Source organism: Micromonospora cathayae (assembly GCF_028993575.1).
GTDB classification, from domain to species: Bacteria; Actinomycetota; Actinomycetes; order Mycobacteriales; family Micromonosporaceae; genus Micromonospora; species Micromonospora cathayae.
In genome coordinates this window covers 2,244,227-2,264,655 of the sequence record NZ_CP118615.1, presented here as the reverse complement: position 1 = coordinate 2,264,655, position 20,429 = coordinate 2,244,227, and the positions used below count along the sequence as shown (strand labels likewise).

Here is a 20,429-nt window from a genome sequence, read left to right as displayed (position 1 = left end):
TAACAGGGAGCATCAGTCACTGGCACAGAAAACCGGGAGGAGGACGACGCCGTGGCGCTCGTGCGCGTGTACTGCGGTCTTGCCTCGGCGGACTCAGCGGACCGACCGGCTTCGGCCAGTTCGACGCTGACGTCCGCTGTGGTCGACGACGCGGGCCGTCTGCTCCACGTCTGCGAGATCGGCGACGATCCGGCCGGCTACGCCCGGCTCGTCGCGCTGCTCGTGGAGCGGTCCGGTGGGCCGAGCGGTGCGGCGATCGCCGCCGACAGTGACGACCACACCGTCACCTCGCTGCTGAGCGCGGCCGGTCGTCCACTGGCCATCGCCGACGACGACTCGGTCGACGACTTCGCCGAGCGGTTCGCCGACGACGACTCGCTGGAGGAGATGCAGTCCCCGCCGGCCGAGCGCCGTGCCGTCGGGCTGGCCCGTGCGCTCCAGGCCGGGGCCCTCTCCGCGGTCACCCTGCCGGCTCCCCGTGACCTGGCCGGCTACAAGCAGGTCCTGGCCGCGCACGCCGCGCTCGCCAGTGGCCGGCACTCGGCCGCCGTGGCGCTGCGCGAGGTGCTGCGGGAGTTGTATCCGGCCGCCCTGCGCGCCTACCCCGACCCGGCCGAGCCGGTCTCGCTGGCCGTGCTCGACGCGCTCCCGGAGCCCGGCATGCTGGGCGGCACCATCGCCCGTGGCCGGGACGTCTCGGTCGCCGCGGACGCCATCGCCGCCCATCTCGCCGCCGACGGGGTGGCCGACGCCGAGTCCATCAACGAGGCGGTGACCGCGCTTCGGGTGGCCATCTCCGAGACGCCCCGCCGGGCCGCGGTCAGCCGTGCGCTGACCTCCGCGGTCGCCGAGACGGTACGCCAGGCCGTCGCCGCCGTCCGGGCCTGCGACGCCGGGTGTGACGCCCTGGTCGGCGCGCTCAGCGCCCGGTCCAGCGCCCCGTCGCCGGTGCCCGGCCGGCGGGCCGCCGCCCGTCGGGGTGAGCCGGTCGCCGACCTCACCGAGGTCGGCGCGGGCAGCGTCGGTCTGCGCGCGGTCGACCCGGCGGATCCGCAGCCGGTGCCCTCGGTCGGGCGTCGTAGCCGGCCGGAGCCGGTCTCCGGTGGTGGGCTGCCCACGCCGCCCCGGCCGCTCGGCCCGCCCCCGGTCGCCCCCGCGCCGGTGGCCCCGCCGCCGGTCGCCCCGGCCCCGCTCACGCCGGCCCCGCTGGCCCCGGCCGCGTCGGCCAACCCGCCGGCCGGCGTACCCGGCCGGGGTGACGTCCCCGGTCTGCCGCACCGGGGCGAGACGCCGGCGAACCGGCCGGTCTCCTCGCCGCCGCCACCGCCGGGGATCACCCCGATCCCGCCGTCCCAGCGCGGCGCCATCCCGCCGGCGGAGGCGGGCGAGCCCTTCCGGCCCACGCTGACCACCGCTGCGATCAACAACGCCCGCGCCGAGCGGCAGCGCACCGTCATCCCGCCGCGCCCGAAGACCACCCCGGACGCCCCGACCGGTGGTTTCGCCGCCACCGACCTGAGCGTCCCGGTGCCCGCCCAGCGCCCCGAGCAGGAGGCCCCGGCACCGGGCTCGCGGGCGAACTGGCCGCTGGTCAACAACCCGGAGGATCCGGCCGACAGTTCGCCCCGGAATCCGGTCGCGCAGTCCGCGCAGGACCGGCCCGACCGGCAGATCGACGCCCCCACCGACCCGGGACGCGCGGACCGGGTCACCCCGCCGTGGCTGGCGGACGACCTGCCGCCGGAACCGCCGGTGCTCCGCCTGGTCGAGACGCCGCCGGCCGAGCGCCGGCCCCGGGAGGCCGCCGAGCCGCCGGGCCGGAACGGGATGGCCCCGGCGGCCCGCAGTGGCGACAACCCGTCCGACGAGCGGACCAGCTTCATCCCGCCGATCAACCGGGAGTCGCGGTCCGACCGCCCGCAGGGTGGCCGGGAGTTGCCGAGCCCCGGCACCGACCCCCGGCTGGAGACCCCGCCGCTGCGGCTGGTCGACGGGCAGGACCCGGCCCGCCGGCCGGAGCGCCCCGCCGCCGACCAGCGTCGGCCTGAGCAGCGTCGACCCGAGCATTCCGGCGTCGAGCAGCGTCGGCCCGAGCATCCGGCCGCCGAGCAGCGTCGACCCGACCATCCCGGCGTCGAACAGCGTCGACCCGAGCACCCCGGCGTCGAACAGCGTCGACCCGAACGGCCGGCCACCGAGCACCGCCGCCCGCCGGTCTCCGACGAGAACGACGGCGACCTGCTGATCTTCGCTCAGGCCAAGTCGGCCTGGTTCGTCGGGCACTCGGACGAGAACGACGTCGACTGGGGCACCATCGCGGACACCGGCTGGCAGGCGGCCGAGCAGGCCGCCCGCCCGGTGATGGGCGACGCGACGCCGGCCGGGCTGCCCCGGCGGGTGCCGCAGGCCAACCTGGTCCCCGGCTCACCGCTGCGCGAGGAGCGTCCGCTGCGGATCGTCCGCGACGCGGCGAGCCTCGCCGAGAACACCACCGGCTACTTCCGCGGCTGGCGTCGCGGGCAGGAGATCGGCGGTTTCGCGGTGGGTGGACGACCGGGCCGGGAGGCCGCCGGCGGTTGGGACTTCACCCGCGACACCGGCGACCGGGACGACGACCGGGAGTACGAGTACCGCTCCGCCGGCTACCGGTCCTGAGTGGACTCCACCGCCCCTGACCTGCGTGTTCCCGACCACATGAGTTGACGCTGGGTCGGGCCGGCCGGCAGCATTCCCGCGGAACAGCCGGCGGCAGGTGTCGCCGGGACGTGGGAAGGCGACTCATGGCGACACCGGCATTCGACCCGTCCGCGCTGACCCGGCGGGGGGTGCTCACCGCGGCGGCCTGCACCCTGCTGCTGGCCGCCTGTGGCCGGGACGAGCGGCGGGACGGCTCCGGTTCCCGGGCGGACGGCCCGCAGGAGATCGTGCTCGGGGCCAGCCTGGAACTGACCGGCCGGGGAGCCGCGCTCGGGGTGCTCCAGGAGCGGGCGCTGCACATCGCCCGGGAGGCACTCAGCCCGGACGGGGTGCCGGTCGGGAACCTGCGGCGTACCGTCCGCCTGGACATCCGGGACAATGCCAGCGACCCGCGCCTGGCCGCCCGGCAGGCCGCCGAGCTGGCCGGGTCGGAGCAGGTGCACGTCCTGGTCGGCGGAACGCTCACCGAGGTCTCCATGGCCATGGTGGCGGTCGCCGAGGAGCATCGCATCCCGTTCGTCTCCCTCGCCCCGGGCGACGGCATCGTCTCCCCGGCCACCGACCGCACGTACGTCTACAAGCTCACCCCGGACGCCACCGACGTGGCGTGGCGGCTGGGCCGGCTGATCGACACCCAGCGGGCCCGGCGGGTGGTGCTGCTGGCCGAGGCCGGGTTGCACGGCGACTCGGGCGTACGGGCCGTTCCGGAGGCGTTGCGCGCGGCCGGGGTGGACCTGCTGCGTACCGTCCGGTTGCCGGCCAGCGGGGCCAGCTTCACCCGGGCGGCCGAGCGGGCGGTGGCCGGCGAACCGGACGGGGTGGTCGTCTGGGGTACCGCCCCCGACTCGGGTGCCGCCGCACGGGCGTTGCGCCGCGCCGGCCACGACGGGCCGATCTTCTTCGACGCCGGGGCGGTGGTGGAGGACACCCTGGCCGGCCGGAACGCCGAGGCGGTGGAGGGCGCGTTCGCGGTGCACCCGATCAGCCTGGCCGGGTCCACCCTGACCAACACCACCACCGCCGCGCTGGCCCGCCGGGACTTCGTGTTCCGCTACATTCAGCGGCACGGCGGGTTCAGTGGCTTCGCCCCGTACGCCGCCGACGCGTTGCGCCTGGTGGTGGACGCCGCCCGGTTCGCCGGCAGCGTCGACCGGGGCCGGCTCCGGGCGTACCTGCAGAGTCAGGTCACCGAGGGGATCGCCGGGTCGTACGCGTTCACGCCGATCCGGCACGGTGGCATGGAGCGGGACTCGCTCGGCGAGTACACGGTGAACCGGGGCAGCTGGGTCCGGATCTCCTGACCGGCCAGCGGCCCCGGACGACGCACCGCCCGGGGCCGGGACACGCACCACCGGCGGCCCCGGACGACGCACCGCCCGGGGCCGGCTCACGGAGCCGGTGACCGGGCGGTGCGAAGGGGTCGATCAGGCCGGGGCGACCGCGCGCGAGCGGCGCATGGTCAGCACGTACTCGACCAGCGAGATCAGCACGTGCTTGGTCGACTCCCGGTGCCGGGCGTCGCAGGCCACCACCGGCACCTCCGGGGAGATCGCCAGCGCGTCCCGGACGTCCTGCGGGTCGTGGTACTGCATCCCGTCGAAGCAGTTGATGGCGACCAGGTACGGCAGCCGCCGGTGCTCGAAGAAGTCGATCGCGGCGAAGCAGTCGGCCAGCCGGCGGGTGTCGACCAGGACCACCGCCCCGATCGCGCCCCGGACCAGCTCGTCCCACATGAACCAGAACCGCGTCTGACCCGGCGTACCGAAGAGGTACAGGATCAGGTCCCGGTCGATCGAGATACGACCGAAGTCCATCGCCACGGTGGTGGTCGTCTTGCCCGGCACCTGCCGGGTGTCGTCGACGCCCACACCGGCCGAGGTCATGATCGCCTCGGTGGTCAGTGGCGTGATCTCCGAAACCGAGCCGACCAGCGTCGTCTTGCCAACGCCGAACCCACCGGCGATAACGATCTTCGCCGATGTCACGCGCCCGCTCGACGGAGTCGGCGGACGGTGCGACATGTCAGAGCCTGCGAAGTCCACTCAGCACCCTCTCCAGCAGTTCAGTGCCCACCGCGTCGTCGGAGTCGTCCAGGATGGTCGGCTCGTGCACCGCGACCAGGCCGTCCGTAGCCATGTCGGCAATGAGCACCCGGGCCACCCCGAGTGGTAGCTGCATCCGCGCCGCGATCTCGGCGAGCGACTGCAACCGTCCGTCACACAGCGCGGCGATGTACTGGTGCTCCCGGCCCTGACCACCGTTGCCGTTGGCAGCGGCGGCCCGACCGCGCACCGTCGTCTCGACGAGCGCCTCCAACGCGATGTCGAGGCGGGGGCGGGTACGACCACGGGTGACGGCGTATGGACGGACCAGCGCACCGGTCGGCTCGTCACGATCAGCCATGTCGCCGCTCACCTCCTTCCGCGTACCCGCCACCGGCTCGCTCCGGTGGAACCCGTCGACTCTTGCGTTCTCGCTCCGCCGACCGTCCGGTCAGCGCGCGTCTCAACCCAGCATTCCCGCCGCGGCGCGCGGCTGCGGGGTCAGCGCGTCGCCGACCCGGTCGACCAGCAGCGCCATCTCGTAGCCGACCTGCCCCACGTCACAGCTACGGGCGGCGAGCACGGCGAACGACGAGCCGTCCGAGATCGACATCAGGAACAGGAAGCCATTGTCCATCTCGACGACTGTCTGGAGCACCGCACCGCCCTCGAAGCACCGGGCCGCACCCTGGGTGAGGCTGACCAGCCCGGACGCGATCGCCGCCAACTGGTCGGCGCGGTCGCGCGGAAGGTCCCGTGACGACGCGAGGAGCAGGCCGTCCGCGGAGACGGCGACCGCGTGCGCGACACCGGGCACCCGGTCGGCGAAGTTGGCCAGCAGCCAACCGAGATCCTGCGTAGTTGTCATCCTTCTTGCTCCTTCTGCCTGCTCCCGGCCAGGGGGCCCGAGCCGGACTGCGAGGACTGCTGCCCACCCGGGGTCCCCTCCGGGCCGGACGAGTGGCCGTCTGCGGGGTTGCTGCGGCCACGTTGCACGCCACGATGGTATGCCGAGAGGAGTCCGCGTACCGCCTCCGGCGTCCGCCGTTGCACCGACGTGGACGGTTTCTCCACCCCACCTGGGACGAGCTGGGCCATCGGCACCCGCTTCGGCAGGCCGGTCTGCGTGGTCTCCACCACCGGAACCTCACGGGCCGCGCTGGCCGCGCGCCAGCCGTCGTCCGCCGCGGTCTGCCAGCCCGGCCCGGTCGCCTGCGGTCCGCGCCGGCCGGCGAGGCTCTCCGCGTACGCGGGTCGGGTGCTCCCGTTGGTCACCGCGCCGTTGTCGCGCGGCGTTCCTCCGGTGTTCGCTGCCATCGGTGCGCTACCTGCCGTCCCTGCTGTGCTCGGTACGGCCGGACGGGTGGGGTCGACCGCGGCGAACTGCTGCGTCTGGGCGGTGTCCAGGCTGCTCCCGGAGGGAGCCTGGACATCGCCGGCCGTCTCGTCGTTGACCGGCCGACGGGTACGGAACCAGGCGGACTCGAGCTCCCGGAAGATCGGCAGCTCCATCGTCTCGTCCGCGTACCGCTGCCGGTCCTGGGCCGCCGGAGCGGGGGTCGGTGCCGGGCCGGGCGTGCCGGCCCGCGTCGGCGGAGCGTCGTTCGCCGAACGCGGGATCCGGGGCAGCTCGGTGGTCATGTCGAGCGCCGCGGCGAGCCGCTCGGGCACCGGCGGGGTGGCCGGCTCCCGTTCGGTACCGGCCACCGGTGGCCAGGCCGGTGGGACCGGCGTGGTCGGGGCCGGGGTTGCCGCCGGTGGCGTCGGCCGGGCCGGCAGCGGACCGGGCGACGCGGCCGGCGGACCCGACACCGGCGGACCGGACACCGGCGTGGCCGACGCCGGCGGAACCGGCGGGGCCGAGACCGGCGGCGGGGTCTGCGGGTGCGTGGTCCGGGCCTCCGGGCCGGGCGGGATCTGCCGTGGGATGCCCGGCTGCGGGCCGGCGTCGGCCGGCTCGTCCTCGGTCGCGCGGCGGTGGGGCAGCGGGTCGACCTGCTGCCCGTTGGCCGGGCGCGGGGTGAACGCGTCGCCACCGTTGGTGCCGGCCCCGGTCAGGTCCGACCAGGCCGGCAGGGGCCGACCGGTGGCCGGCGAACCGTTACGGGGCGTCGGCTCGAACGGCCGCCCGCCGAGGGTGACCTGGTTGCCGGAACCGGCCGGACGCGGTCCCGGCACCGAGGGCGCGTTGCCCAGCGCGGGCAGGGCGCCACCGAAGGCCGGTGCCGGAGCGGCGGACGAGGGCAACGCCGGCGGCTGCTGCGACCGTCCGGAGAGGGCCCGGGGCACCAGTACCGAGGTGGGCAGTGTGACGTCGGCCACGGTGCCGCGCTCGTTGCCGGGCCGCAGCTCCACCTTGACGCCGTGCCGGGAGGCCAACCGGGCCACCACGACCAGGCCCATCATCCGGGAGACGGCGACGTCCACCTGCGGGGGCGTGGCGAGCCGCTCGTTGAGGTCGGCGAGCTGTTCGGCGCTGATGCCGATGCCGCGGTCCTCCACGTAGAGCGAGGCGCGGTCGCCGACCCGGCGGGCCTCCACCATCACCTGCGAGTCCGGCGGGGAGAACGCGGTGGCGTTGTCGAACAGCTCGGCGACCAGGTGCACCAGGTCGTTGACCGCGTGCGCGGCGACCTCGATGTCCCGGTCGATCACGCCGAACTCGATCCGGGTGTAGTGCTCGACCTCGGACTGGGCGGCGCGGAGCACGTCGATCAGCGCCGCCGGCTGCCGCTGCACGCGGGTGGAGTCGGCGCCGGCGAGGACGAGCAGGTTCTCGTCGTTGCGGCGCATCCGGGTGGCCAGGTGGTCGAGCTGGAACAGCTCGGCCAGCCGGTCCGGGTCCTCCTCGCCGCGCTCCAGCCGGTCCAGGTGGCCGATCAGCCGGTCGACCAGGATCTGCGAGCGGCGGGCCAGGTTGACGAACATGGTCGCCACGGAGGCGCGCAGCGCGGCCTGCTCGGCCGCCGTCCGGACCGCCTCCAGGTGGACCGCGTTGAACGCCTCGGTCACCTGCCCGAACTCGTCCTTGCTGCGCACCGGCAGCGGTTCGGCGATCTGGTTCGCCAGCTGCATCGGGGTGAGCTGGCCGGTGACCTTCGGGTCACGCAGCCGGGCCACCGCCTGGGGCAGGCCGTACTGGGCGATGCTGAGCGCGCCCTGCCGCAGGTCGCGCAGGGACCGGGCCATCGACCGGGCGACCAGGTACGCGAAGAAGATCGCCAGCAGCAGCATGCTGAGCAGCAGGCCGGTCTCCAGGAAGACCCGGCGCTGCACGTCGGAGCGGAGCTGGTCGGCCAGCCGGGCCACGTCGCCGTCGAGCTTCGCCTCGACGGTACGGATCAGCTTGGCGTTGGCGACCGTCGCGGCGTCCCACTCGTTCGCGCCGAACGGCGCGCCGGCCATGCTCTCGGTGGTGTTGCCGTTGATCCAGCCGAGGTAGTTCTCCAGCTGGCGCTGGTCGGAACCGGCGACGGTCTGCTGGTACAGCTCGGACTCGGCCTGGTTGGCGACCGCCTGGAAGCTCTGCAGCGCCTGCTGCTGGCCGGTGCCGGTGGCGATGTAGTCGGTGCGCAGCACCGGGGTCATCGAGCCCTGGATCAGTGCCCGGTGCACCACCACCCGGCGGACCGAGAGGTACTCCTTGGCCCGCGTGGTGGCCGCCACCGCCCGCATCCGCTCGCTGAGGTCGGTGTCGCCGGCGAGCTGGCTGGCCGAGTCGCGGATGTCCAGCAGGTCGTTGATCAGGCTTTCGTAGGAACGCGCCGCGTCGGTGAGCGGGAGCTTGTTGTTGAACACCTGGCTGCGGGTACCCGGCAGGTCGGCGAGGCTCTGGTCGATCCGGTCGAGCACCCTGCCGAAGTTCGCCGGGAGGTCGTCGAGCTCGGCCCGCTGGGACAGGTACGGCCCCCGGGCGGCGTCGACCCGCTTGTGTACCTCGGTGTACGCCTTGTTGTACTGGTCGCGGGTCTGGTTGGTGGCCCCGAGCAGCAGCACCGCGGCGGCCCGCTCGTCCTGGAGGGTGTCGACCAGCTCGCCGGAGTAGCCGGTGAGGTTGGCCAGGTCACCGGCGCGGTTGGCGCTGTTGAGCGTCTCCAGGTGGTCAATCAGACCACTGGTGCCGACGACCACCGTGGCGATGGTCGGCACGATCATGATGAGGCCGAGCTTCGACCAGATCGGCATGTCACGGAGCCGACCGGTCGGCCGGCGTAACCGCGACAGGAAGGAGCCCGCCGTCTTGGGTCGTTTACTCACGTCACCGCCCTCGCGATCTCAGCGTTCACCGCGTTGCTCCGGGCAACGCCCAGCGGCCGACCCCTCGGGCCGGACCTCCGAGATTCCATCACGCCGCCCCTCAAAGAGAAAGCCCAGGTTGTCCCTCACCCGGGGTGTGGTGAGATGTTGAGGCAATTTGATCGCAGCCCGTCTGGCCGGAGTTACCAACAGTAATGGATCATCCGCACCGCGTCGTCCTCCTTGCCGGCCCCTCAGGCTCTGGAAAGTCCTACATCGCGCAACGAACCGGACTTCCCGTCCTCTGCCTGGACGACTTCTACAAGGATGGCGATGACCCTACGTTGCCCCGACGGCACGGGGGTATCGACTGGGATTCACCGGATGCCTGGGATGCCGGATTCGCCGTGGAAACCATTGCCCGGCTGGCTCACGACGGCAAGGCCGAAGTGCCGGTTTATGCAATCGGTGAAGACCGCAGAGTGTCCACCCGTACTTTCGACCTGGCCGGATCGCCATTCTTCATCGCCGAAGGGATTTTCGCCGCCGAGATCGTCGGGAAATGCCGTGAGCTGGGTCTCCTCGCCGGAGCGTACGCGCTGCGCCGGCCCCGCGGGGCCACCTTCGTCCGCCGCCTCGTCCGCGATCTGGCCGAACAGCGCAAGGCCCCGAAGGTGCTGCTCCGACGCGGGATGACGCTGCTGCGCGAGGAACCGGCGGTGCTGCGGCGGCAGACCGGCCTGGGCGCGGAGGCGGCCCGGGCCCGCAAGGTGCTGCGCCGGGTGGCCGACCTGCTCGCCGGCCACCCGCACCACCACTGACCACCGCCGGCCCTCCGCACCACCGCCGGCATCACGGCTGACCCGCACCGGTCGTGGCGGGACCCGCACCGGTCGGGGCGGCGTCCCCTCGGCTCAGCTCAGCAGTTTGGCGTACGCCGGCTTGATCACGTCGTCGATGATCCGCAGCCGCTCGTCGAACGGGATGAACGCGCTCTTCATCGCGTTGATGGTGAACCAGCGCAGCTCGTCCCAGCCGTAGTCGAACGCCTCCACCAGCAGCGCCATCTCCCGGGACATCGAGGTGCCGCTCATCAGCCGGTTGTCGGTGTTCACCGTCACCCGGAAGCGCAGCTCGCGCAGCAGCCCGATCGGGTGCTCGGCGATCGACGGCGCGGCCCCGGTCTGCACGTTGGACGACGGGCACAGCTCCAACGGGATCCGCTTGTCCCGGACGTACGCGGCCAGCCGCCCGAGCAGCGGCCGGTCGTCCCCCAGGGTGATGTCGTCGACGATCCGTACGCCGTGGCCGAGCCGGTCCGCGCCGCACCACTGGATCGCCTGCCAGATCGACGGCAGCCCGAACGCCTCGCCGGCGTGGATGGTGAAGTGGAAGTTCTCCCGCTGGAGGTACTCGAACGCGTCCAGGTGCCGGGTGGGCGGGAACCCCGCCTCCGCACCGGCGATGTCGAAGCCGACCACCCCGGCGTCCCGGTGCCGGACGGCCAGCTCGGCGATCTCCTGCGAGCGCGCGGCGTGCCGCATCGCGGTCAGCAGGGTGCCGATCCGGATCGGACGGCCCGCCTGGGCGGCCAGCTCGCTGCCCTCGGTGAAGCCGGCGAGCACCGCCTCGACCACCTCGTCCAGGGTGAGGTCCCGCTCCAGGTGCTGCTCGGGGGCGAACCGCACCTCGGCGTAGACCACCCCGTCGGCGGCCAGGTCCAGGGCGCACTCCCGGGCCACCCGGGCCAGTGCGGGGGCGGTCTGCATGACCGCCACGGTGTGCGCGAAGGTCTCCAGGTACCGTTCCAGCGAACCGGAGTTCGCCGCCTCGACGAACCAGCGGCCGAGCGCCTCCGGGTCGGTGGTGGGCAGCTCGTGGCCCACCTCGGCGGCCAGCTCGACCACCGTCGCCGGCCGCAGTCCCCCGTCGAGGTGGTCGTGCAGCAGCGCCTTCGGGACTTTGACGATGTCCTCGTAAGAGATAGCGACCATGCTCAGACATTAGTCAGCCGCCGCCCGTTCCGTACGATGGCCTCCGTGGACCCGGAGATCGTCAGCCGGCTGCGCTGTCCGGTGTGCGCCGGGCCGCTCGCGTCGGCCACCGCCGGCACCGCCCGGGCCCTGCGCTGTCCGCGCGGGCACAGCTTCGACACCGCCCGCCAGGGGTACGTCGACCTGCTCGCCGGCCGCACCCCGCACAGTGGGGACAGCGCGGCGATGGTCGCCGCCCGGGCGGACTTCCTCGCCGCCGGCCACTACGACGTCGTCTCCGCCGCGCTGGCCGACGCCGCCCGCACGGCGGTACCGACCCCGCACGCCGCGCTGCCGGCCCCCGGTACGGGAACCGGCGCGGTGCCGGGCTTCGGGGCGTACCCGCTGGTGGTGGAGCCGGGGGCGGGCACCGGCCGGCACCTGGCCGCGGTGCTGGCGGCGCTGCCCGACGCGGTGGGCCTGGCCCTGGACGTGTCGAAGCCGGCACTGCGCCGCGCGGCCCGCGCCCACCCCCGGGCCGGCGCGGCGCTGGCCGACACCTGGCAGCGGCTGCCGCTGGCAGACGCGTCGGTGGCGGTGCTGCTCAACGTGTTCGCCCCGCGCAACGGGGCCGAGTTCCACCGGGTGCTGCACCCGGCCGGAACGCTGCTGGTGGTCACCCCGGCCGACGACCACCTGGCCGAACTGGTCGGGGCGCTGGACCTGCTCCGGGTGGATCCGGCCAAGGCGGAACGGGTCGCCGGCAGCCTCGGCGACCGGTTCGCCGAGGTGGGTACGACGGTGCACCGGGCCCGGCTGACGCTGACCCGGGCGGAGGTGACGACGCTGGTCGGGATGGGGCCGAGTGCCTGGCACACCGACCCGGCCCGGCTCGCCGCCCGGATCGCCGCCCTGCCCGAGCCGGTCGACGCGACCGTCGCGGTCCGGCTGGGCACCTGGCGCCCCCGCTGACCGGCACCACCGGCAGCGGAGACGGCCGGCGGCAGCCGACACCGACCGACCAGCGACGGACCGACCGGGGAGCGACGGACCGGACCGGGCGGCAGCGGCGGTCTCAGGTGGACAGGTCGACCTCTTCCCAACCCGGGGCCGGGTCGTGGTACGGCCCGAGCAGCACCACCGCCCACTCCAGCGCCCACCGGCGCTGCCCGATGGCGTGCGAGTCGATCACACCCGGCAGCGGCAGCCCGGCCCGCTCCGACTCCAGGTACGCCCAGTCGAGGCAGTAGTGCAGGTCGAGCAGGGCCGCCGCGTCGGCGGGGTGCTGCGGGGCTGCCAGCAGGCGGGAGCGCCACTGGTCGAAGGTCTCCCCGCCGACGATGTTCGGCAGCTTCGTCACCAGGTCCTCGTCCACCGGCAGGGACGGGTCGAGCTGCTTGGTCAGTCCGAGCACCCAGGTCAGCGCGAACAGGGCGTCGTGGTGCAGCACGAACGACCGGTGGTCGCCCTTGCCGACGGTGACGAAGTCCCACTCCGGCGGGGTGACGGAGTCCACCAGCCGCGAGTTGAGCAGCCAGCCCATCGCCGCGTCGGCCGGCATGCCGAAGCAGCGGGCCTGGATCAGGTGCAGGACGGCGATCCGCGCCTCCACCTCGATGGTCGGCCGTAGCGCGACCTCGTCCCCCGGCTCCCAGACCAGCGGGAAGTTGGCCGGGGGTACGGGCAGCCCGAGCCGTCCCACCTCGTCCAGGCTGGCCTCCCGGACGGCTGCCGGGTCGGGTGCGGGTACGGCGGTCACCGGTCGCGTCCCAGCTCAGGCGATCCGCTCGCGGACCAGCGGGGTCTGCACCGGGGCGGTCGGACTGATCCGTACCGCCTCCGCCGCCTCGGCGCGGGCCGCCGGGATCCGGTCCGCGTCCTCGGCGCGCAGCTCGTACAGCGGGTCGCCGGCCCGTACCGGGTCACCGGGGCGCTTGTGCAGCACCACGCCGGCCGGGACGCTGACCGGGTCCTCCTTGCGGGCCCGGCCCGCGCCGAGCCGCCAGGCGGCCACCCCGATCGCGTACGCGTCGACCGTGGACACGAAACCGTCGGATTCGGCGCGGACCACCTCGACCTCGTTGGCCTTCGGCATCGGGGCGTCCGGGTCACCGCCCTGCGCCCGGATCATCGCCCGCCAGGCGTCCATCGCCCGCCCGTCGCGCAGCGCGGCGGCGGGGTCGGCGTCCGGCAGCCCGGCGGCGTCGAGCATCTCCCGGGCCAGGGCCAGGGTCAGCTCGACCACGTCGGCGGGACCGCCACCGGCGAGCACCTCCACCGACTCGGTCACCTCGACCGCGTTGCCGACCGCCAGGCCGAGCGGGGTGGACATGTCGGTGAGCAGGGCGACCGTCTTCACCCCGTGCGCGCCGCCCAGGGCGACCATGGTCCGGGCCAGCTCGCGGGCGTCGTCCGGGTTCTTCATGAACGCGCCGGAGCCGACCTTCACGTCGAGGACCAGCGCGCCGGTGCCCTCGGCGATCTTCTTGCTCATGATCGAGCTGGCGATCAGCGGGATCGCCTCGACGGTGCCGGTGACGTCGCGCAGCGCGTACAGCTTGCGGTCGGCCGGGGCGAGGCCCGCGCCGGCCGCGCAGATCACCGCGCCCACGTCGCGGAGCTGGGCGGTGAACTCGTCGTTGCTGAGGGCGGCCCGCCAGCCCGGAATGGACTCCAGTTTGTCGAGCGTGCCGCCGGTGTGGCCGAGGCCCCGGCCGGAGAGCTGCGGCACGGCCGCGCCGCACGCCGCGACCAGCGGGGTCAACGGCAGGGTGATCTTGTCGCCGACGCCGCCGGTGGAGTGCTTGTCGACGGTCGGGCGGTGCACGGCGGACAGGTCGAGCCGCTCCCCGCTGGCGATCATCGCGGCCGTCCAGCGGGCGATCTCCGGGGCGGTCATGCCGCGCAGCAGGATCGCCATGGCCAGCGCCGACATCTGCTCGTCGGCCACCTGACCCCGGGTGTACGCGTCGACCACCCAGTCGATCTGCGCGTCGCTGAGCACCCCGCCGTCGCGCTTGGTACGGATCACGTCGACAGCGGCGAACCCGCTCATCGCTTCGCTCCCTCGTCCGGGCCGGGCCAGCGGGCCGGGATCTCGTGTGGTGGCTCGCCCTCGCCGGCCCAGTAGATGGTGCCGGTGGCGTCGACCACCACCACCCGGGGCGTCCGGGCGAGCCCCCAGGTTATGGCCTCGGCCGGGTCCGCCCAGGTGGGCCCCTCCTCCAGTACGCCGGTCTCGGCGCCGGCGTCGTCACCGGCCGACCGCTCCCAGTACGCCGTCCAGATCTGCTGCCCGGCGGAGAGGTCCGGGTGCACGAAGACGGTGCCCCGCCCCCGCCAGGCGGCCAACCGGTCCGGTACCACCGGCACCGGGGCCCGGGCCACCACCGCGTCCAGGTCCGCCACGTCGAACGCGTGCGGCAACAGCTCGGCCATCCGCAGCGGCCCGCCCTTCGCCTCGACCAGGCACTCCGGGCCGCCGTTCTCCCACAGCAGCTGGCGGCACCGGCCGCACGGCATCAGCGGCTCACCGGTGGCGTCGACGCAGGAGAGCGCCAGCAGCCGGCCGCCGCCGGAGGCGTGCAGCGCGGAGACCACCCCGCACTCGGCGCAGAGCACCACCCCGTACGCGGCGTTCTCGACGTTGCAGCCCACCACCACCCGGCCGTCGTCAACCAGAGCGGCCGCGCCGACCGGGAACTTCGAGTACGGCACGTAGGCGTGCCGCATGACCTCGGTGGCGGCGCTGCGCAGCCGCTCCCAGTCGATGTCCATGCCGGCGATTCTGCCTGACCCCCGCGACTACCTGCGGCAGGGCTCGACAGACCACGTGGCGGGGAGAGCCTTCGGCCGTGGAGTGATGGCACAACGATGAGGAGACGATGAATGTCTACTCCACTATGGATGCCACCTACTGAGAGGAGAAACCATGAAGCGAATGATCACCGCACTCGCGCTACTGGCGGCGCTGGTAGTATCCGCCGGTCTGCACCCCAGCGCTGCGGGCGCAAACACCAGGGGCCAACTGACGATGGCCGAGATGATCACCGAGAACAGCACTTACATTCCTGAAGCCACGCTGCTGAACTCTGGATGCGGTTCAGCGTGCGACTTCAAGGATCCGGCAACATTCCGCGTCTACTACAACACCTGCACCGGGTGCTACTACCACTGCGTGGATGACGCAGACGACAAGCGCACGATCATGGATGCGGTCGCCTCCATTATCCTTCGGTACAGCGAACGGTGCCGGACGGCCTGGGCAAAGACCACCTACTCCAACGTCTCCTACATCAAGGCCGAAAGCCGGTACCTGAACGGCACTCACCGGGCCACCGTAACCGAGTATGTCGGCAACTACACCGTCATGATGGACGATGCTGATCTCCAGGCCCGAGCCTGCGTTCAGCCCAGCGGTCCGTACAGCCTGACCTGCACCGGCTGGTACTGACCAACGCGGCCATAGGCACACGACCCGCGACTTCCGGACGGCCCATCGCGGGAGCCCGGAAGTCGCGGGTCGCCTTCTTCGCGTGCGCGCGGCCAGTCCCCTTCATTTCGGACCACCCACTCGCATTCTGAATGCATTGCCAAGAACGCGACGATCCGGCGGCGATTTGTCCGCCAAGCATCCTCAAATCTGCAGGAAAAGACAGAAGGGTCAGTGATGGCTGACGCCAAGGTTCTGGAAGCCCAGCAGTGGTTGAATACCACGTACCAGTCAGTGCCGAATTACAACCGCTGCCCGGAGGACGGTAAGACCGGCTGGCCGACGATGTACGCGTTCACCCGCGCGCTGCAGCACGAACTCGGCATCACGGCCCTTTCCGATTCGTTCGGCCCCACCACCATGTCCCGCCTCGCCGCACTGGGGGACATCGGGCCGGACACCACGAACGGCAACATCATCAACATCGTCAAGTACGCCCTCTTCTGCAAGGGCTACTGGGGCGGTGCGGGCAACGGCCAGTGGGACATCGACGCCGCCTCAGCGATCGCGGAACTCAAGGGACACGCCGGCCTCGACATCTCGGACACGGATGTCCAGCCCAAGGTCTTCAAGTCACTCCTCACCATGGATGCCTACATCCTGCTGGCTGGGGGCAGTGAGGAGGTCCGGAACATCCAACGATGGTTCAACGGCCGGTACCTGAGCAAGTCCACCTTCTACATCGTCCCCTGCGACGGTCACTACACGCGGGACGTGCAGCAAGCCCTGATGAAGGCCATCCAGTACGAGGTCGGAATCCCGGAGGACCAGGCAAACGGCAACTTCGGCCCCGGCACGCAGCAAGGGCTGCGCGACCATCCGGTGGCACAGGGCGACTCGGGAATCTTCGTCCAACTGTTCAGCGCAGCCTGCGTCTTCAACGGGAGCGTGAAAGAGGGTGAGGACACATACTACACCGTCTTCAAGAGCTCTTTTGATTCCAACCTCACCACGTACGTCAAGGTGTTTCAGCGGTTCTCGGTGTTGACCGACAACGGTCGAGGTGACTACCAGACCTGGGCACAACTGCTGGTATCCACTGGCGATCCGGACAGGCCGGCGCACGCCTGCGACACCCGCTTCCACATCACGCAGGCACGGGCACAAGCCTTGGTGGCCGCTCAGTACTACACGGTCGGCCGTTACCTCGACGAGGACGAACCGAAGGAACTCCAGAAGGAGATCCAGCCCGGCGAGCTTAGCGCCATCTTCGCAGGCGGCATGCGAATGTTCCCGATCTCCCAATACAACGGTCGTGGCCTCGGGGACTTCACGTACTCGCAGGGCTACAGCCATGCGCTACGGGCACACGATCGCGCCGTCGGCTACGGCTTCAACCGCGGTACCGTGATCTACTTTGCCGTCGACTACGACGCGACAGACGAGGAGATCACCAGCAACATCGTCCCATACTTCCGCGGCGTACAGGCCGGGCTCAGCAGTCGCGGCAAGCGGTATCTCGCTGGGGTCTACGGATCCCGGAACGTCTGCTCCAGGGTCAGCGCCGAGGCTTACACCGTGTACTCGTTCGTCTCTGGAATGTCATGGGGATTCTCCGGAAATCTCGGCTTCCCAATGCCCGCCAACTGGTCGTTCACCCAGATCAAAGAGTTCCGCTTCTCCGCCGGAGGGGACTCGTTCGATCTCGACCGCAACGTGCACCGACCCTTTACCGACCGAGGAGTCGGCCCGGAGAACATCGGCGGCACGACCGCTCCGATCGAAGTCTTCTTGACCTACATCGACCAACTCCGGGCAACGGCCGTGGCGTACGGAAGCGGGGACCCGGACCGCCTGGTCCTGGACTACCTCCGGTATCCCCGGTACGACGGCGAGATCCTTGGTTGGAACACTCTGCTGGACACTTTGGGCGTCAGCCAGGATTGGATCGCCTACGCGGTCGCGAATGGACCGCCGCGCAAGCCGACCTTTACGGACCCGGCGTACGGAATTCAGGTAAACGTCGACCACCTGGCCGCTACCGCGTGCGGACACTATGTCAAGGGCAGTGGTGGACTGACTTCCGGCGGTCAGGGTTGGCGGGGCGACTTCGCTGGGTGGGGCGGTGACCTGACAACCTTCTACGCCGACTGGTGGAACAACGAGGATAGCTACGCCTCCGGGTACGAGTTCTGCATGGACCGACTCGCTAAGCTGAACCAGATCTCATCCTTCGCCTTCAACGACCTCGTAGAGGATGCCGACGGCTACGTGATCGGCATGGCGTTGCGCAGCGGCGGCAACGTTGACCAGGTCTTCCGTGACCACCTCGGCGGCACCGGGCCCCTCTCCCGATTCAGACAGCTTTTCACCAACCGCTACGGCAGCGCCGCCAACGCGCGGGCCGCGACCCGAATCATGCTCTGCGAGACGAACGACCTGATCACCGAGAATCTTCGCCTCCTCGCCATCCAGTCCGCCACGGAGGGCGCGCTGATGCCGAGCGTACTCCCGGCGAGCAAGCTAGATCCGTTCATCAACGGCTATGTGGATACGCTACAGAACCTGATGAACGAGGAAAGCCTCATCGCGCGCCGACGTGCGGCCCGCGAGTAACGCCACACGTAGAGGAGCGGGTCATGCTGCCAGTTCTGGTCGTCCTACTCACCACACCGGTCGCGGTGCTTGCCGTACTGCCGCTACACCGACGGACGCGATGCTGGGCACCGGCTACCCGGATATGGGCTCGATCTGCCGGCTGGCTCGCGATAGCAGCGATAGAGGTGTATGTTTACGGATTGGCCAATATCTCATACTTCGGGATTAGCGTTCGAGATATCTGCATCTCCCGCTATGGGGTCTGGGACGGCCGGTACGGGCACGCCCGCTACTGGCCGATCGCACGCCGGTGCAGCGAACTCGTCGACATGGTTCCAGGCTTCGTCCATCCCACCCTCGTCGTCCTCCTCTCCGGAGCTGCTACTGCCGCCCTGATGGCGGCCGGTATGGCCTTCTTCCACGGTCGGTCGCATTCATCGGTCCGCTCCTGATGGCCTGGATAGGTTGCCGTCCGGGCCGGGACCACCCCACATCTCAAGGAGTACTGAAAGTTATGAACGAGACCGAAGATCACAGTCCGCATTGGGCTCGTCGCCGCTTCCTTGTGACCGTCGGGGTGGCTGCCGCCGGCACGGTGGCCATCTCCGCCGCAGCCGCCCCCGCCGAAGCGACCCCAGGCGACGGGCACCCTGCCTCGACCGACAGGCCCCGCACCATGTGGGGCCGCGCCTCCTCGGAGAACGGCTGGCCGGTGGTGACTTCGAACGCCGCGCCGGTCCACCGCATCGAGGGGTCGAACGCCACTGTCACGCTGCTCCCGGGAGCCGTCGCGACCGTTTTGCTGTACGTGGCACGACGATTCCACTACGAGATCGACGAACTGACTCACGAGTCGGTGATTGGACACCTGACGGGTCGCGGCATACTGGCCCCGTACGAGTCGAACCATCTCTCTGGCACGGCGATAGCGATCATGCCCAACCGCTTCCCGACCGACGCCCGAGGTGGCCTCTTTCCTCATGAACTGGCGGTCGTACGCGATATCCTCACCGAGTGCGAGGGGGTCGTCCGTTGGGGTGGGGACCACCGGGGGCACCCGAAGGAAGGGCACTTCCAGATCGACGTCCGCCCCAGCGACGCGCGTCTACGTCAACTAGCCCGACGAGTTCGACAGCGGGAGGATACTCCAGGTCGGGGCGCCGGAAGCCCGATTGATGTCTTCTCGCCGACCCGGCAGCAGGCGGCGAAGGCACTGGCCGCGCGTCAGGGTGCCGCCGGATGAGGACCTGCTGGCGGGCAAGCGCGACCAACAAGCCAGCGCACGGAGGCGTAATATAGATCGCTCGACGCCTATTAGTCAACAGCATTCACCTGTAGTTATTAGATCTTGACGTTCCGCAACCATCATCGCAAGATGGCTTCCGACAGGGGATACCGAGCGCTGCCGGAACGGGGAACGTAATGAAGATCCGGATCCTGGGAACACCGTCCGTAGCCGGTTCTTCGAGGCTGGCCGGTCGTCGCGCCAACGTCTTGACCGCCCTGTTGGCACTACACATCAACAGGGCGGTCTCCATCGACCGGCTGATCGACGCAATCTGGGAGGACCGCCCGCCGGCCACCGCCCGCGAGCAGGTGCAGAACTGCGTCTCGCTGCTCCGCCGGAGCCTGTCCGGCGGAGCAGCGAGAATCACGATCAGCCGGCACGGTCCGGGCTACCAGATGAACGCCGACCCGGACGAGATCGACGCACAGCGGTTCGAACGGGGAGTTCGAGCAGCCGGGGAACTACACGCCACCGGTGATCTCACCGGCGCGGTCGAGAAGCTGCGAGAAGCCTTGGCGCTCTGGAGCGGCCCGGCACTCGATGGCCTGACCGGCGTCGAGCTCAGCGCACACGCAAACCGGCTCGACGAGATGCGAAATTCGGCCACCGAGCGCCTGATCAAGATGACGATGGACTTGGGACGCCACGACGAGGCACTGGCGGACCTGCGGTCATTGACCCGGTTACATCCACTACACGAGCAGTACATGCTGTTGATGACGGACAATCTCATCCACCGCCAGCGCTACGCCGAGGCCCTTGATGCGTACCGCACCTTTGCGAGCGGGATGGCAGAAGAGCTGGGAGTCCGCCCCAGCCGCACGGCCCGCAGCCGGGAGCGACAGATTCTGCAAGCGATGCACGCACCTCACCCGCCGCACGACAGCCGACGCCCTGCGCGGTCCGACGGGCCTGAGCGCCCCCACCTCAGGAATACGGTCCGATACCGCACGTCGGATATCCCGGCCGCAGCGCCCACGGAACTCCTGCACCATCTGGAGAACGCCGTCACCCACATCCAGGCGGCGTTCTGGCTTCTCCACAACGAGCCGGACAGCTGGGCACCCGATCGGATACCGGCACCAAGGGCCTGACGGTCCGCTCCCCGACCGTCGGCGACAGGCGTGGCCCGGCGGGAGAGCTTCCCCGCCGGGGCCACGCCG

The 20,429-nt window shown here is 71.2% G+C and carries 16 protein-coding genes and 2 pseudogenes; 10 read left to right on the top strand and 8 right to left on the bottom strand.

Annotation, left to right across the window (positions count from 1 at the left end; translation table 11 throughout):
* Positions 1–51 precede the first annotated feature (51 nt).
* The 3 genes and pseudogenes from PVK37_RS10480 to PVK37_RS10475 form a co-directional block, all read left to right on the top strand.
* Positions 52–1,782: pseudogene (locus PVK37_RS10480) on the top strand (transposase); the annotation flags it as partial.
* Positions 1,783–1,947: 165 nt separating this feature from the next.
* Positions 1,948–2,655: pseudogene (locus PVK37_RS31975) on the top strand (transposase); the annotation flags it as partial.
* A gap of 125 nt (positions 2,656–2,780) precedes the next feature.
* On the top strand, positions 2,781–3,998 hold the full coding sequence (locus tag PVK37_RS10475; protein ID WP_275033630.1) for an ABC transporter substrate-binding protein: 1,218 nt from the start codon (positions 2,781–2,783) through the stop codon (positions 3,996–3,998).
* A 123-nt stretch (positions 3,999–4,121) separates the two neighbouring features.
* On the opposite strand, the gene PVK37_RS10470 is transcribed toward PVK37_RS10475, so the two are convergent.
* From PVK37_RS10470 to PVK37_RS10455, 4 genes are all read right to left on the bottom strand, one after another.
* Complete coding sequence (locus PVK37_RS10470; protein WP_275033629.1) at positions 4,122–4,718, bottom strand: GTP-binding protein; 597 nt, start codon at positions 4,716–4,718, stop codon at positions 4,122–4,124.
* A 1-nt stretch (position 4,719) separates the two neighbouring features.
* Positions 4,720–5,100, bottom strand: a complete 381-nt coding sequence (locus PVK37_RS10465; protein ID WP_275033628.1) for a DUF742 domain-containing protein — start codon at positions 5,098–5,100, stop codon at positions 4,720–4,722.
* A 102-nt stretch (positions 5,101–5,202) separates the two neighbouring features.
* A complete protein-coding gene (locus tag PVK37_RS10460) occupies positions 5,203–5,607 on the bottom strand; it encodes a roadblock/LC7 domain-containing protein (RefSeq protein WP_067370442.1) in 405 nt (134 codons plus the stop codon).
* Positions 5,604–8,996: a sensor histidine kinase gene (locus tag PVK37_RS10455; protein WP_275033627.1), complete on the bottom strand. Its 3,393-nt coding sequence runs from the start codon at positions 8,994–8,996 to the stop codon at positions 5,604–5,606. The genes PVK37_RS10460 and PVK37_RS10455 overlap by 4 nt, the downstream gene beginning before the upstream one ends.
* A gap of 194 nt (positions 8,997–9,190) precedes the next feature.
* Here PVK37_RS10455 and PVK37_RS10450 point away from each other — a divergent pair, with 194 nt between their 5' ends.
* Positions 9,191–9,796, top strand: a complete 606-nt coding sequence (locus PVK37_RS10450; RefSeq protein WP_275033626.1) for a uridine kinase family protein — start codon at positions 9,191–9,193, stop codon at positions 9,794–9,796.
* Between the two features lie 93 nt (positions 9,797–9,889).
* On the opposite strand, the gene PVK37_RS10445 is transcribed toward PVK37_RS10450, so the two are convergent.
* The gene (locus PVK37_RS10445; RefSeq protein ID WP_275033625.1) at positions 9,890–10,969 is read right to left on the bottom strand and encodes an adenosine deaminase; all 1,080 of its coding nucleotides are present in this window, start codon (positions 10,967–10,969) and stop codon (positions 9,890–9,892) included.
* 45 nt (positions 10,970–11,014) lie between these two features.
* Here PVK37_RS10445 and PVK37_RS10440 point away from each other — a divergent pair, with 45 nt between their 5' ends.
* Positions 11,015–11,920 (top strand): putative RNA methyltransferase, encoded by a 906-nt coding sequence (locus tag PVK37_RS10440; protein WP_275033624.1) that lies wholly within the window; start codon positions 11,015–11,017, stop codon positions 11,918–11,920.
* A 103-nt stretch (positions 11,921–12,023) separates the two neighbouring features.
* Here PVK37_RS10440 and PVK37_RS10435 read toward each other — a convergent pair whose 3' ends face one another.
* Genes PVK37_RS10435 through PVK37_RS10425 form a run of 3 tightly spaced genes read right to left on the bottom strand, consistent with a single transcriptional unit; the run spans position 12,024 to position 14,725 of the window.
* Entirely contained in the window at positions 12,024–12,707 is a 684-nt protein-coding gene (locus PVK37_RS10435; RefSeq protein WP_275033623.1) for a DUF4272 domain-containing protein, read from the bottom strand.
* A gap of 15 nt (positions 12,708–12,722) precedes the next feature.
* A complete protein-coding gene (locus tag PVK37_RS10430; RefSeq protein WP_275033622.1) occupies positions 12,723–14,003 on the bottom strand; it encodes a thymidine phosphorylase in 1,281 nt (426 codons plus the stop codon).
* Positions 14,000–14,725 carry a cytidine deaminase gene (locus PVK37_RS10425; protein WP_275033621.1) on the bottom strand — a complete coding sequence of 242 codons (726 nt, stop codon included), beginning with the start codon at positions 14,723–14,725 and terminating at the stop codon, positions 14,000–14,002. The genes PVK37_RS10430 and PVK37_RS10425 overlap by 4 nt, the downstream gene beginning before the upstream one ends.
* 154 nt (positions 14,726–14,879) lie before the next feature.
* On the opposite strand from PVK37_RS10425, the gene PVK37_RS10420 reads away from it, so the two are divergent.
* The 5 genes from PVK37_RS10420 to PVK37_RS10400 all read left to right on the top strand — a co-directional run bounded on the left by PVK37_RS10420 (position 14,880) and on the right by PVK37_RS10400 (position 20,360).
* Positions 14,880–15,401 (top strand): DUF2690 domain-containing protein, encoded by a 522-nt coding sequence (locus PVK37_RS10420; protein WP_275033620.1) that lies wholly within the window; start codon positions 14,880–14,882, stop codon positions 15,399–15,401.
* A 216-nt stretch (positions 15,402–15,617) separates the two neighbouring features.
* Positions 15,618–17,996, top strand: a complete 2,379-nt coding sequence (locus PVK37_RS10415; protein WP_275033619.1) for a glycoside hydrolase domain-containing protein — start codon at positions 15,618–15,620, stop codon at positions 17,994–17,996.
* A gap of 23 nt (positions 17,997–18,019) precedes the next feature.
* A complete protein-coding gene (locus PVK37_RS10410) occupies positions 18,020–18,430 on the top strand; it encodes a hypothetical protein (RefSeq protein ID WP_275033618.1) in 411 nt (136 codons plus the stop codon).
* Between the two features lie 62 nt (positions 18,431–18,492).
* A complete protein-coding gene (locus PVK37_RS10405) occupies positions 18,493–19,221 on the top strand; it encodes a M15 family metallopeptidase (protein WP_275033617.1) in 729 nt (242 codons plus the stop codon).
* A 179-nt stretch (positions 19,222–19,400) separates the two neighbouring features.
* Positions 19,401–20,360 (top strand): AfsR/SARP family transcriptional regulator, encoded by a 960-nt coding sequence (locus tag PVK37_RS10400; RefSeq protein ID WP_275033616.1) that lies wholly within the window; start codon positions 19,401–19,403, stop codon positions 20,358–20,360.
* Positions 20,361–20,429 lie beyond the last annotated feature (69 nt).